General features: G+C 69.7%; 15 protein-coding genes. 8 read left to right on the top strand and 7 right to left on the bottom strand.

Annotation, left to right across the window (positions count from 1 at the left end; genetic code table 11):
• Positions 1 to 22: 22 nt before the first annotated feature.
• Entirely contained in the window at positions 23 to 202 is a 180-nt protein-coding gene (locus LOZ83_RS02480; protein WP_236788346.1) for a hypothetical protein, read from the bottom strand.
• 409 nt (positions 203 to 611) lie between these two features.
• Here LOZ83_RS02480 and LOZ83_RS02475 point away from each other — a divergent pair, with 409 nt between their 5' ends.
• Positions 612 to 1,958, top strand: a complete 1,347-nt coding sequence (locus LOZ83_RS02475) for a glutamine synthetase family protein (protein ID WP_236788345.1) — start codon at positions 612 to 614, stop codon at positions 1,956 to 1,958.
• Between the two features lie 43 nt (positions 1,959 to 2,001).
• Positions 2,002 to 2,733, top strand: coding sequence for a hypothetical protein (locus LOZ83_RS02470; protein ID WP_236788344.1), 732 nt, complete (start codon positions 2,002 to 2,004; stop codon positions 2,731 to 2,733).
• Here the strand turns inward: LOZ83_RS02470 and LOZ83_RS02465 are convergent.
• The 3 genes from LOZ83_RS02465 to ppgK all read right to left on the bottom strand — a co-directional run bounded on the left by LOZ83_RS02465 (position 2,696) and on the right by ppgK (position 6,649).
• A complete protein-coding gene (locus LOZ83_RS02465) occupies positions 2,696 to 4,159 on the bottom strand; it encodes an amino acid permease (protein ID WP_236788343.1) in 1,464 nt (487 codons plus the stop codon). The genes LOZ83_RS02470 and LOZ83_RS02465 overlap by 38 nt on opposite strands.
• Positions 4,160 to 4,314: 155 nt before the next feature.
• Entirely contained in the window at positions 4,315 to 5,703 is a 1,389-nt protein-coding gene (locus LOZ83_RS02460) for an RNA polymerase sigma factor (protein WP_236788342.1), read from the bottom strand.
• 184 nt (positions 5,704 to 5,887) lie between these two features.
• Positions 5,888 to 6,649: a polyphosphate--glucose phosphotransferase gene (gene ppgK / locus LOZ83_RS02455; RefSeq protein WP_236788340.1), complete on the bottom strand. Its 762-nt coding sequence runs from the start codon at positions 6,647 to 6,649 to the stop codon at positions 5,888 to 5,890.
• A 72-nt stretch (positions 6,650 to 6,721) separates the two neighbouring features.
• Here ppgK and LOZ83_RS02450 point away from each other — a divergent pair, with 72 nt between their 5' ends.
• On the top strand, positions 6,722 to 7,540 hold the full coding sequence (locus tag LOZ83_RS02450; protein WP_236788338.1) for an inositol monophosphatase family protein: 819 nt from the start codon (positions 6,722 to 6,724) through the stop codon (positions 7,538 to 7,540).
• 6 nt (positions 7,541 to 7,546) lie between these two features.
• Here LOZ83_RS02450 and cei read toward each other — a convergent pair whose 3' ends face one another.
• Positions 7,547 to 8,227 carry an envelope integrity protein Cei gene (gene cei, locus LOZ83_RS02445; RefSeq protein ID WP_236788337.1) on the bottom strand — a complete coding sequence of 227 codons (681 nt, stop codon included), beginning with the start codon at positions 8,225 to 8,227 and terminating at the stop codon, positions 7,547 to 7,549.
• Positions 8,228 to 8,627: 400 nt separating this feature from the next.
• Between cei and LOZ83_RS02440 the strand changes: the two genes are divergently transcribed.
• Entirely contained in the window at positions 8,628 to 8,936 is a 309-nt protein-coding gene (locus tag LOZ83_RS02440) for a DUF4193 domain-containing protein (protein WP_144644933.1), read from the top strand.
• A gap of 16 nt (positions 8,937 to 8,952) precedes the next feature.
• On the opposite strand, the gene LOZ83_RS02435 is transcribed toward LOZ83_RS02440, so the two are convergent.
• On the bottom strand, positions 8,953 to 9,450 hold the full coding sequence (locus LOZ83_RS02435; RefSeq protein ID WP_374202609.1) for a DUF3093 domain-containing protein: 498 nt from the start codon (positions 9,448 to 9,450) through the stop codon (positions 8,953 to 8,955).
• 24 nt (positions 9,451 to 9,474) lie between these two features.
• Here LOZ83_RS02435 and dut point away from each other — a divergent pair, with 24 nt between their 5' ends.
• A complete protein-coding gene (gene dut, locus LOZ83_RS02430) occupies positions 9,475 to 9,960 on the top strand; it encodes a dUTP diphosphatase (RefSeq protein ID WP_236788336.1) in 486 nt (161 codons plus the stop codon).
• Positions 9,960 to 10,637, top strand: a complete 678-nt coding sequence (locus LOZ83_RS02425) for a DUF3710 domain-containing protein (RefSeq protein ID WP_236788335.1) — start codon at positions 9,960 to 9,962, stop codon at positions 10,635 to 10,637. Before dut ends, LOZ83_RS02425 begins: the two co-directional genes overlap by 1 nt.
• A 21-nt stretch (positions 10,638 to 10,658) precedes the next feature.
• Here the strand turns inward: LOZ83_RS02425 and LOZ83_RS02420 are convergent, their stop codons facing one another.
• Positions 10,659 to 11,369, bottom strand: a complete 711-nt coding sequence (locus LOZ83_RS02420) for an alpha/beta hydrolase (RefSeq protein ID WP_374202608.1) — start codon at positions 11,367 to 11,369, stop codon at positions 10,659 to 10,661.
• 115 nt (positions 11,370 to 11,484) lie between these two features.
• Here LOZ83_RS02420 and LOZ83_RS02415 point away from each other — a divergent pair, with 115 nt between their 5' ends.
• Positions 11,485 to 11,862 carry an OB-fold nucleic acid binding domain-containing protein gene (locus LOZ83_RS02415; RefSeq protein ID WP_236788334.1) on the top strand — a complete coding sequence of 126 codons (378 nt, stop codon included), beginning with the start codon at positions 11,485 to 11,487 and terminating at the stop codon, positions 11,860 to 11,862.
• Positions 11,863 to 11,877: 15 nt separating this feature from the next.
• Positions 11,878 to 12,594, top strand: coding sequence for a DUF3159 domain-containing protein (locus tag LOZ83_RS02410; RefSeq protein ID WP_236788333.1), 717 nt, complete (start codon positions 11,878 to 11,880; stop codon positions 12,592 to 12,594).
• Positions 12,595 to 12,613 lie beyond the last annotated feature (19 nt).

Genomic DNA, 12,613 nt, shown 5'->3' with positions numbered 1-12,613 from the left:
CCGCCTTGCTAAGTCCAGTGGCTTATCGCTGGATCTCGGCTGCCATTTCCTTCAGCTTGCCCTCGTATTCGCGCGCGTGGTGACCGCAGAAGAGCAGCTCTCCACCGGAGGCGAGGACCGCTCGTACCTGTGCTGCGGCGCCGCACCGGTCGCAACGGTCGGCAGCGGTCAAGTCGGGGCGGGCGAGCGTGGGTGAGGTCATGGGAGTCTCCCTCCGTCCCGGCACCGGTCACCCGGTGCCATCGATCCAGCACGTCCACTTCGGTACTGCTGCCGGTGCGGGGTCGCCCCGGCTCCTCCGTGTTCGTAGCTTCCACTCTTGCAGACGCTGAGCGTGGTGCAAGTGTTCCCGCCAGTGTGGGAGTTGTGTCACGCCGAATTACCCCGGATGCCGTAGAAGCAATCCCGCGATGCAGGACGGCGAAACGTCGCGGAAACGTCCAGACCACCGTGTTCTACCAGGTCAAACGATCACGAGCGAGTGCGCGTCCACCTCGGCAATCCCCGCCGGGGGTGGATTTTCCACGGGTCCTTTGTTCGTTCTCGGCGAAATTCGGCGGTGCCGATTTTGTGCCCGTTCGGACTCTTGCGCACGTGAGACACTTCACTTCATGACCAAGGCAGCATCGGCCGCCGCGAAGGACCTGGCGGCCGCCGGCGTAGCCGGGGCACAGCTGGCGTGGGCCGACAACAACGGCATCCCACGGTCACGCATCGTGCCGATCGCCGGTCTCGGCGAAGCGGCCACGCGCGGTGTCGGCGCCACTACGCTATTCGCAGTCTTCGATTCCCACGACACGATCACCTACGCCCACCCGCTCCTCGCGACGCCGTCCGGCGACATCCGGCTGGTGCCCGTCATCGAGCGGCTGCGCCGGCTCGCCGGCCAACCCGCGCTCGCCTGGGCGCCGGTCCGGCAGGTTGCCGCGGACGGTTCGCCGTGGCCCTACTGCCAGCGGAGCGTGCTGGAGCGCCAGGTCGCGGCCGCGGCCGAGCGTGGCTTCGAGCTGCGCGCGGGCTACGAGCTGGAGTTCGCGGTCGCCCCGGCCGGAAGCCCGGACATCGCGTCGTCGCCCGGGCACCGAGGTCCCGCCTACAGCCCGCACGCACTGGTCGAGCTGGACGCGTTCATCGCCGCACTACTCCATGATTTCGAGGCGAACGGCCTGCCGCTCTACCAGTTGCACGCCGAGTACGGGCTCGCCCAGCTCGAACTCTCCCTGCGGGCCACCGATCCGGTCGCGGCGGCCGACGACCAGCTACTGGCCCGCCAGACCATCCACGCCGCGGCGCACGCGCACGGTCTGCGGGCGAGCTTCGCGCCGGTCGTCGATCCGGAGGCGGTGGGCAACGGCTGGCATCTGCACACTTCCTTGTGGCGTAATGGATGCAACCTGCTGGCCGGGATTCCCGATGCGGAAGGTGCCGGCTATCTCGCCGGCCTGCTGCGGGATCTGCCCGCGCTGACCGCCGTCACCGCGCCCAGCGTGCCGTCGACGGCGCGGTTGCGGCCCGGCTACTTCGCCAGCGCCTACGGGTTCTGGGGCGTCGAGAACCGCGAGGCGCCGCTGCGGTACGTGCCCGACAGCGAGCTGCTGGGCACCGCCCACGCGAACGTCGAGCTCAAGCCCTCCGACGCGTCGGCGAACCCTTATCTCGCACTGGCCGTGGTGCTCGCGGCCGGGCTCGCCGGGATCGAGGAAGCGCTTACCCTGCCTGAGCCGATCGCCGAGGATCCGGGCACCTGGACCGAGGAGCGCCGGGCCGCGGCGGGGGTCACGCGACTGCCGAGGACGCCCGCGGAACAGGACGCGGCGCTGATTTCGTCGCCGCGCATCACCGGGGTATTGGGCGAGGAACTGCTCGGTGCCTTCCGCGCGGTCCGCGAGTCGGACCTGAAATGGGCCGCTGAACGTGACATCGACGAGATCGTCGCCGCGCATCTGTGGCGGTACTGAATTGCTCAACGGCATACGGTGGTTTCCGGGAGCCCCGGAACTGGTGACGCGAGCGCGCGCGGAGATGCCGCAGAAGAACGAGCTGTGCGGCGCCTTCGTCACGCTGGTTTCCTTGCGTGCCAAGGGAATCGCCGTGCGGGACCAGGACGAGGCGGCGGTCGCGGCCGGGGTCCGGCTCGCCGTGGACCGGACACCGACGTGGCCGCCGGGGGAGAAGGGCCGCGAGGACTACCGCCTCCAGCTGCCCCGCGCGACCGACCCGGCCGACGAGGGCGCGACGCCGACGGGGGTCGCGAGGGCGGTCGAAACGTTGTCGGAAGGCAGTTTGCTCGCGGTCCCGGCCAGCGGGGACTGGGACACCGGCAAGCTCGGCACGCTGCTTTCCGGCCTGTATCAGCTGAACTGGGTCGCGCCGGTGGCCAATGTGGACACCGGCGAGTTCGGCGCGCACGACACCCCGGACCGCGCGTTGCTGGACTATCTCGAAGGCGGGCTCCCGCCGTTCTGGACTTCTCGGTGGCGGGCCGGGCATTTCGTGCTCGTCGGCGGCCTGCGAACCGGGCCCGGCGGCGCGATCGCGTCCATAGTGGACACTTACCCGTCGCTCGGCGACCGTGGTGTGCACGGGCAGCTGCTCGAACGGCTCGTGCTCGCACTGCGCCGCGAAACCATGACCACCCCCGGCGGCCTGCTGCTCGTGGTCGAAGCAGCGGAGCGGCAGGCCGCCGAGGAACTCGTCACGAACGCGGGCCTGGCTCCGCGACTGTGGGCGTAGCGAACCGGGAATGCTTGCGGCCGTAACCGAAGTAGATCACCAGCCCGAGCGCGAGCCACACGGCGAACCGGATCCAGGTGAGCACGTCGAGGTTCAGCATCAGGTAGAAACACGCCAGCGCGGCGACGATCGGCACCACCGGCGAGAACGGCACCGTGAACGGCCGCCGCAGATCCGGGCGCTTCCGGCGCAGCACGGGCACGGCGATCGCCACGATGATCATCGCCGACAGCGCGCCGATACTGACCATGTCGGACAGTTCGGTGATCGGCACGAACGCGGCGAGCACGGCGATGACGACCGCGCCGCCGATCGTCATCAGGTGCGGCGTGCCCCATTTCGGATGCGTGCGGCCCAGCCGTTTCGGCAGCAGCCCGTCGCGGCCCATCGCGAACCCGATCCGGCCGATCGTGACGAGCTCGACCATCATCACCGAGGTCAGCCCGGTGACCGCGCCCACCGAGATCAGCGCGCCGATCCAGTGCTGGCCCACCGAGTCGAACGCGGCGGCCAGCGGGGCGCCCGCGTCGATGTCCGTGAACGGCACCATGCCGGTCAGCACGAAGGACACCGCGATGTACAGCACCGCGCACACGGCGAGCGCGCCGAGGATGCCGACCCGCAGATCCTTGCGCGGGTTGCGGGTCTCCTCGCCGAGGTTCGCCAGCGCCTCGAAACCCGTGTAGGCGAAGAAGACGATGGCCGCCGCGCTGACCACCCCGGCGAACCCGTAGACCGACGGCGAAAGTCCGAGCCCGGCCTGGATCACCGGCTGTTTCAGCACGCCACCGTCCGAGCCGGACGGCTGTGCCGGCGGGATGAACGGGACGAGGTTCGCCTTGCGGACGAAGAACGCGCCGACCGCGACGATCAGCACGCACACCGAGACCTTCACGACCACCAGCACGTTCGTCAGCCACGCGGACTCGCGGATGCCCAGCACCGCGACGACGGTCAGCACCGCGATGATCGCCACGGCGCCGACGTTGACCGTCGCGTCCTCACCGAACCACTGCGACGGCAGGCCGAGCAGGTTCGCCAGATATCCCGACCAGCCACGGGAAACCACGGCCGCGCCGAGCGCGAACTCCAGCAGCAGGTCCCAGCCGATGACCCAGGCGAACACCTCGCCCAGCGTCGCGAACGCGTACGTGTAAGCGCTTCCCGCGGTCGGCACGCTGGAGGCCAGTTCGGCGTAACAGAGGGCGGCGAGCGCCGCGACGACCGCGCCGATCACGAACGACAGCGTGACCGCCGGCCCGGCGTGGGTCTTCGCCTCCACTCCGGCGAGGGTGAAGATGCCGGTCCCGATGATGATGCCGACCCCGAACCCGACGAGGTCACGGCCGCGCAGATGCCGCTTCAGCTCACCGGATTCCTGTCGCGCAAGGATTTCGTCTACGTCGAGCGTTCGCGTGATGCCCATCCGGGCATGCTAGCCGCGCGAAGCGCGTCGATCGGGGGTGGTGGTCGGGCGAGGGGCTGGCGTAGAAGATCACGGACTTCGTTGCACACCGTCCCAACCGAAAACGAGGGGCCCGCCACCTCTTCGTGGCGGGCCCCTCGCGGGAAAGCGTGTGCTCAGTCCAGGTAGTCGCGCAGCACCTGCGAGCGCGACGGGTGCCGCAGCTTGGACATCGTCTTCGACTCGATCTGGCGGATCCGCTCGCGGGTCACGCCGTAGACCTGGCCGATCTCGTCCAGCGTGCGGGGCTGGCCGTCGGTGAGACCGAAGCGCAGCCGCACCACACCCGCCTCGCGCTCGGACAGTGTCTGCAGCACCGACTGCAGCTGATCCTGCAGCAGCGTGAACGACACCGCGTCGACCGCGACGACCGCCTCGGAGTCCTCGATGAAGTCACCGAGCTGCGAGTCGCCCTCGTCGCCAATGGTCTGGTCCAGTGAGATGGGCTCGCGGGCGTACTGCTGGATCTCCAGCACCTTCTCCGGCGAGATGTCCATCTCCTTGGCCAGCTCCTCCGGGGTGGGCTCGCGCCCGAGGTCCTGGAGCAGCTCGCGCTGGATCCGGCCGAGCTTGTTGATCACCTCGACCATGTGCACCGGGATCCGGATGGTGCGGGCCTGGTCGGCCATCGCGCGGGTGATCGCCTGGCGGATCCACCACGTGGCGTACGTGGAGAACTTGTAGCCCTTGGTGTAGTCGAACTTCTCGACCGCGCGGATCAGACCGAGGTTGCCCTCCTGGATCAGGTCCAGGAACGCCATGCCACGGCCGGTGTAGCGCTTCGCCAGCGAGACGACCAGCCGGAGGTTCGCCTCCAGCAGATGGTTCTTGGCGCGCTCGCCGTCGCGCACGATCCACTTGAGATCGCGGCGCATCTGGGTGGCGAGCTTCTCGCCCTCCTCCTCGGCGACGCGGACGCGCTCGGCGGCGTAGAGCCCGGCCTCGATCCGCTTGGCGAGCTCCACCTCCTCCTCGGCGTTGAGCAGCGCGACCTTGCCGATCTGCTTGAGGTAGGCACGCACCGAGTCGGCCGAGGCGGTGAGCTCGGCGTCCTTGCGGGCCTGCCGCAGCGCCTCCGACTCCTCCTCGTCCCAGACGAAATCGGGGTCGTTCGACGACTTCGGGCCAGGGTGCTTGGTGCGCTCGGCGCGCGGCGTCGGCGCGTCGTCGTCCTCGGGCTCGGCTTCCTCTTCGGTGACCGTCGCGTCCACGACGTCCACCTCGACCTCTTCCAGGTCGGCCAGGTCGGCCTCGAGGTCGACGTCCTCCAGCTCCTCGTCGGTGCCGGGACCGTCGGCGTCGGGACCGTCGCCGTCCTCGCCCTTGGCGCCGGGCTTGCGGGCGCCACGAGTCTTGGCCGGGCCCTTCTTCGCTGCCGTCTTACGGGCGGCCGGCTTCTTGGCGGCGGTGCCGTTCTGCTCGGTGGCGGCGGCCTCGTCGCCTGCGTCGGGTTCCGCGCTTGTCGTCTTCGTGCCGCTTCGAGTAGCGGTTTTTGCGGGTGCCACGTACGCCCTTTCGCAGCGGTCGATCACGGCGAGCCGGAACCGGGTCCCAGCTGCCTCAGATTCGGGGAACGTCCCGCGGCCTGCGGTTCTTGCCTCCGCGACCGTGGGCCGTGTTCCATTGTAACGACGATACGCGCAAGGTTGCGGGCCGATCATCGTTGGGCCGATCCGCGGCGCGGCGGACTCAGTGCTCGATGCCCTCGACCGCCGCGGCCGCCGCACCCACGATCCCCGCGTTGTTCTGCAACGATGCGACCAGAACCTTGGTGCGGACCTCCAGTAGCGGCACCCACCGCTCGGACTTCTTGCTGACCCCGCCGCCCACGATGAACAGGTCCGGCCAGATGAGATTTTCGAGCACATTCAGATAACGGCTGACTCGCTTGGCCCAGTGCGGATACGACAGACCCTCGTTGTCCTTCACCGACGCGGCCGCGCGCTTCTCCGCGTCGTGCCCGTCGACCTCGAGATGGCCGAATTCCGTGTTGGGCACCAGCTTGCCGTCCTGGAAGACGGCGCTGCCGATCCCGGTGCCGAAGGTGAGCAAGGTGGTCACGCCGTGGCGGGCGGCCGGGTCGCCGAAGCGGATCTCGGCCATCCCGGCGGCGTCGGCGTCGTTCAGCATCGCGATGTCGTCGGTCGAGCGGCCGAGCACGTCGGCGAACAGCGCGTCCGCGTCGGTGCCGATCCACTTGGGATCGATGTTCGCCGCGGTGTGCGCGAAACCCTTCTTGATCACCGCGGGCAGCGTGATGCCGACCGGGCCGTCCCAGTCGAAGTGGCGGACGACCTTGAGCACCACGTCGGCGATCGCTTCGGGGGTCGAGGGCTGCGGGGTGTCGATCCGGAGGCGGTCGCCAATGAGCGCGCCCTTTTCCAGGTCGACAAGGGCGCCCTTGATACCGCTGCCGCCGATGTCGATACCGAAACCACGGGTCGCCGTCATTGGCGTGATCCCTTCCTGTTCGATTCAGAAGCCTGTCCACGAGACTTTAACCGGGTGTGGTGACATGGTGGCGTGGGAGTCAACGAGACCGAATCGCCGCAGTTGCGAGACATCGCCGTCCGGGTGGCCGAGGAGGCCGCCGACCTGGTGCGCCGCGCCCGTGCAGCCATGTTGACAGGCGAACCCGTGCAGGTCGACACCAAGTCCACCGAGACCGACGTGGTGACCGCCGTGGACCGCGCCTCGGAGCGGCTGATCCGGGAACGGCTGGCCGAGCTGCGTCCCGGCGACGAGGTGCTCGGCGAGGAGGAGGGCGGTGCGGCCGGGGACGGCGTGACGTGGGTGGTCGACCCCATCGACGGCACGGTCAACTTCCTTTACGGCGCACCGGGTTTCGCCGTGTCGGTGGGCGCGCAGATCGACGGTGTCTCGGTCGCGGGCGCGGTGGTCGAACCGGTCAGTGGGCGCTGCTGGACGGCGGTCCGCGGGCAGGGCGCCTGGCTCGACGGGCGGCCGCTGCACGTCTCGTCGCCGCCCCGGCTCGACCTGACGCTCGTCGGCACCGGGTTCGCATACGACGCAGAGCGCCGGGCGCGGCAGGCCGCGGTGGTCCTGGAACTGGTGCCGCGGGTGCGCGACATCCGGCGGGCCGGCGCGGCGTCGCTCGACCTGTGCGCGACCGCGGCGGGCTGGCTGGACGCGTATGTCGAGCACGGGCTGCACCGGTGGGACTGGGCGGCGGGCGCGCTCATCGCCGCCGAGGCCGGTGCCACGGTGTCGTTACCGGGTGAGGACCCGGAACTGGGTGCGGACGCGACCTTCGTCGCCGCGTCCTCGATCGCGCAACCGCTGCGCGCCCTGCTGATCGAATGCGGGATTGACCAGGTATAGCCCGGGCTAACAGGAGACGTTGCGAGCCGCGGTCAGCAGAGCCGGGTCGATCGCCGGGGCGCTCGCTGCGGACTGCTCGTTGCCGCCGGCCCCCGGATGCTGTGTCGACCACTGCTGCAGCTGCTGCAGGATCTGGCGGGCCTGCTGGGTCGGCTGCACGTCGCCGAACGCGGTCCCGATCGCCAAGTCCACCGACGCGTCCGCACGGGTGTCCTTCACCAGCTCCACACACGGCAGGACGAGACTGACCGTGCGGGCGGCGGATCTGCCGTTGTCCCCGAACCGCAGCTGACCGTGACACTTCGCGTCCTGCGCCGGATACGCCTTGTCGTTGTCCGGCGGGGCTATCTGGGTGAAGCCCAGCTCACGCAGGCTTTCAGTGGTGATGGCGCCCTGGCCCCGCGCCTGGCTCGCGTTGAGCACCCTGACCGCGATCTTGTCCGGCGGAATCGGTGCGGTGTCGTCGAGCGCGGTGTGTGCCAGCGAGGTGAAGGTGACGCCGTCCACCGCGGCCGGTGCCGGTGTGCAGCGCAGCGCCGTGTCGATGTCCGTCTTGTTCGTGATCGCGCGGACCCACACGACCATCGCGGCGAGGCAGAGGATCGCGATGAAGATGATGGCCGGCAGCGGGCGGCGTTTGCGGTAGCCCCGTTTTTTGCGGTTGCCGAAACCGATCCCCGACGCCACCTGCCCGATCCCTTCCCCGAATTCCCGACCGTCCCCCCATACCAGGACCTTCGTTCCCAATCAGCCTAAGCGTTACAGTGCACCACCGGCGACCCAGCCGTTCGGGTGGGTCACGATCCGCCGTCACCTGGGTTTCTGAGGCGACCCATTCCCCCTGTTGAGTGACGTCTGCGGACCTTTGTCTAACACGTTGCACGTCCGGGTATGTCGTGAGCTACCCTCTGCGGGCTCCGGCCGTAGCCGGGGGTCTCCGGGAACGCTTGCGGAAGAGAGACCTGCCTCACTACGGGCGTGGGCACAAACAGGGGCGCTGGAACGTTGTCCAGCGGCACGAAGGGCTTTACGACGCGCATCGTGGGTCCTTCGGAAATCGACAAGCTGATCGCAGGGGTGAGGGACAATGGCGACCGACTACGACGCTCCGCGCCGCAGCGAAGCCGACGAGCTGGCCGAAGACTCGTTGGAGGAGCTGAAGGCACGGCGCAACGAGAACCAGTCCGGCGTGGTGGACGTGGACGAGGACGCGACCGCGGAGAACTTCGAACTTCCGGGTGCGGACCTGTCCGGGCTCTCCGGTGAGGATCTGACCGTCAAGGTGGTGCCGAAGCAGGCGGACGAGTTCACCTGCTCCGTGTGTTTCCTGGTGCACCACCGCAGCCGGCTGGCCGAAGAGCACAACGGCCAGATGATCTGCCGCGACTGCGCGTGAGCACGAGGCGGCCGGGCTACTTGCGTAGCAGCTCGGCCACCGTTTCCGGTTTACGAGTACTGAAAACCCAGTAGGGCGTGGGGTCTTCGGGATCCGTCAGATGGACCCGGACGACCGGGCCGACCCAGCCGCGATGCAGCACGAACGCCGCGGGGTCGAGCTCGGGCCCCATCGCCTTGCGTTTGCGTTCCTTCGGGACGATCTCCACCTCGCCGACGAATCCGAGCGGCAGGTTCGCCTTGCCCACCAGCAGCCTGCGGTCCGTCACCGCGACCTTCGCCCGGCCCATCGTCAGCAGCCAGGCGGCCATCAGCGCCACCAGCACCACGTAGGGCAGCCAGGCCAGGTCCGCCGGGAGGAAGCTCATGTCGATCTCGGCGGCGATCAGTCCGGCCGCGATCAGCGGCAACGGCCAGCCCCACCACGACACGTAGAGCCGCTCGCTGTACCGCTTCTGCTCGGCGTCCCCGGTGCTGTCCACCCGCGCACCGGCCGCACTCGCGCTGTCACCCACGCGTTCAGGGTAGTCTCGCGGCCCGTGTCCATCGTGCAGGTCCTGCTTACCCGGGTCGACCCGGGTGTGCCGCTTCCCCGTTACGCGCGTCCCGGCGATGCCGGGGCCGATCTCGTGACCACCGACGACGTCGTGCTGCGACCCGGCGAACGGGTCGTCGTGGGCACCGGTATCGCGATCGCCCTGCCCGAGGGCTACGCCGGTTTCGTGCATCCCCGCTCGGGGCTGGCGGCGCGCGCCGGGCTGTCGGTCGTGAACACCCCGGGCACGATCGACGCGGGCTACCGCGGCGAGATCCGGGTGTGCCTGATCAACCACGACCCGCGCGAGCCGCTCACGCTGTCCCGGGGCGACCGGATCGCGCAGCTCGTCGTACAGCGCGTGGAGACCGCCGAGTTCGTGGAGGTCGCCGAGCTCGCGGAATCCGAGCGGGGTGCCGGTGGTTACGGATCCACCGGTGGGCATGCCACGCTGAACAGCAGCGTGACCGGGGAAGGAGCGAGGAAGTAGTGGGCATCTTCGGACGCAAGCGGCAACCACCGGAGCCGGAGCAGCCGCGTGGCCGGCACGCCCTGCAGGAGCCGGGGGAGCCCGGCGACTACGAGGACTACGGCGATTACGACGACCAGGGGCCGATCGTCACCGACGGGCCGTTCGACGTGGCGGACGCGCCGGTGGACGAGGTGCCGCGGATCGACCTGGGTTCCGTGCGGGTGCCGGTGCCGGACGGCGCGCAGGTCCAGGTGGAGATGGACCCGCAGGCCGGCGGGGTGCGCGCGGTGCACGTGGTGACCCCGCAGGGGCAGATCACGGTGAGCGCCTACGCCGCGCCGCGGTCCGGCGGGCTGTGGGACGAGGTCGGCGCCGAGCTGACCGACCAGCTGCGCAAGGACGGCGCCCGGGTCTCGCCCGGCCAGGGCGAGTGGGGGTTCGAGCTGTCGGCGCTGATCGGCGACGTCGCGCTGCGGTTCGTCGGCATCGACGGGCCGCGCTGGATGCTGCGCGGGGTCATCGCCGGCCCGCAGTCCGCGTCTGCGGAGGCGCCCGGTGTGCTGCGGGAGATCGTCCGCGACACGATCGTCGTCCGCGGCGACTCGCCGATGCCGGTGCGCTCCCCGCTGCCGATCACCCTGCCCGACGCGGTCGCCCAGCACATCGCGGAACAGCAGCAGGCCCAGCAGGCCTGATGATCGAGTTCCGGTAGCCGTTCAGCACCCGCCCGCGCGCTGCCACGCCGTGACCGCGGCCCGGCCCAGGGATTGGCGGTCGGCGCCCAGCGCGGCCAGGGTCGTCTCGGCGACCGCCGCGTGCGGCAGCGCGGCAGCCCATTCGTGCGCGACCGCCGCCGGATGCACGGGATCGTCGGTGCAGGCCGCGATCCCGGCCGGGACGCCGAGTGCTCGCAGTTCGGCGAGGGTCGGTGACGGACGGCCGGCGGCCACCCGCAGGCTCGCCGCGAGGCCGTCACCGTGCCGGCGCCAGGTCCGGGTCAGCTCGCCGGCCAGCCACGGCGCGACCCCCGCGACCGACAGTGCCAGCGCTTTCTCGACGCCTTCGCGGTCCACCAGGTCCGCCGACGCCTTCGCCGCACGCGAGGCCGGCGCGTCACCCGGCTCGCCGTGCCAGGCCGGCAGGGCGAGCAGCAGCCCGGCGCACCGGTCCGGATTCCGCACGGCCCATTCGGCGGCCAGATGCGCGCCGAACGAGATGCCGCCGGCCAGGACCGGGCCGTCCGCCGCCAGTTCGTCGAGCAACGTGAGGAAGCCCACGGCGAGTTTTTCGCCGCCCGGCGGCCGCGGCGTCACCGCCTCGACGCCGAGCGCGGCCAGCGGACCTGCGAAAACAGCGCGGACGAAGACCTCGTCCGAGCCGGTTCCTGGCAACAGCACCGCCCGGCGCCGCGGCATAGCGGACGTCACGTTGCGTTCTCGATGCAAACCGGTTTCCCTTGCCTGGAACTGAAGACGACCACGTTAACGTTGACCAGGTACGGGCCGTTCTAGTCGGGGGCCCCGGACTACAGGAGCACCGCTTATGTCCGCCAAAGACGGCGGCTACTTCAGCCGGCTGGTTCGCAAGCTGACCAGCGACGTCGAGGAGCTCGACGCCGACGATCTCTCCGAAAAATCCGAGGCGGTCGGGGCGCGGCGCGCCTGCGACTGCCGTTCGGGCGAAGAGGTGACCGTACTCGGCAGACTCCGCAGCGTGGAGCTCTGCCCCGAAGACAAGGCCGCCACTCTACGGGCTGAGTTGTTCGACGGAACGGAAGGCGTGACGCTAGTCTGGCTCGGACGGCGCCGGATCCCGGGCATCGAGCCAGGACGCACGATCAAGGTGAGCGGCCGGATGGCCGAGCGCGACGGCCAGAAGGTGCTGTACAACCCGTTCTACGAACTGCAGACGACCTCCTGAGTTGGTACTCATACCGTGACTGAACCCGCCGGCACCGAAGAGAAGACCCCGGACAAGCCGGAACCGACCATGCTCGAACAGATGGGCGGTATCTCCGGGCTCATCTACTCTTCGGTGCCGATCGCGGTGTTCGTCCTGATCAACGCGTTCTTCGGGCTGCAGGCCGGGATCTGGAGCGCGGTCGGCAGCGCGGTGGCGATCACGATCCTGCGCGTCGTGCGCAAGGAACCGCTGCAGCCGGCGATCTCCGGGTTCTTCGGCGTGGCCATCGCCGCGTTCATCGCCTACCGCACGGGTTCGGCCAAGGGCTTCTTCCTGTTCGGCATCTGGGCGAGCCTCATCTACGGCGGCGTGTTCCTGCTGTCGATCATCGTGCGCTGGCCGCTCGTCGGCGTGATCTGGAACGCGCTGAACGGCACCGGCACCGACTGGCACCGGGACAAGTCCTCGCGTTTCGGCTACGACGTGGCGACGCTGGTGCTGACCGCGATGTTCGCCGCCCGGTTCGTCGTGCAGCGGTGGCTCTACGACTCCGACCAGACGGGCTGGCTGGCCTTCGCGAAGATCGCGATGGGCTATCCGCTGTACGCGCTGGCGCTGCTGGTGGTCGTCTGGGCGGTGCGGCGCTCCGACAAGCGCCTCAAGGAGCAGCGAGAGGCCCGTACCGCCGAGGAGACCGACGTGGAAGCGGCCCTGCGGCTCAAGTACAGCGAACGCCCGAACGAGACCTAGGGGACCGCTCCCGGCCCGG

It is taken from the genome of Amycolatopsis sp. GM8, from assembly GCF_021653975.1.
GTDB lineage: Bacteria > Actinomycetota > Actinomycetes > Mycobacteriales > Pseudonocardiaceae > Amycolatopsis_E.
This window is presented reverse-complemented; position numbering and strand designations above follow the sequence as displayed.

Excerpts from the sequence above, each read along its gene's own strand:
- LOZ83_RS02415 (WP_236788334.1), top strand. The coding sequence starts at position 11,485 with ATGTCCGCCAAAGACGGCGGCTACTTCAGCCGGCTGGTTCGCAAGCTG.
- LOZ83_RS02475 (WP_236788345.1), top strand. The coding sequence starts at position 612 with ATGACCAAGGCAGCATCGGCCGCCGCGAAGGACCTGGCGGCCGCCGGC.
- LOZ83_RS02465 (WP_236788343.1), bottom strand. The coding sequence starts at position 4,159 with ATGGGCATCACGCGAACGCTCGACGTAGACGAAATCCTTGCGCGACAG.
- LOZ83_RS02440 (WP_144644933.1), top strand. The coding sequence starts at position 8,628 with ATGGCGACCGACTACGACGCTCCGCGCCGCAGCGAAGCCGACGAGCTG.
- LOZ83_RS02480 (WP_236788346.1), bottom strand. The coding sequence starts at position 202 with ATGACCTCACCCACGCTCGCCCGCCCCGACTTGACCGCTGCCGACCGT.
- ppgK (WP_236788340.1), bottom strand. The coding sequence starts at position 6,649 with ATGACGGCGACCCGTGGTTTCGGTATCGACATCGGCGGCAGCGGTATC.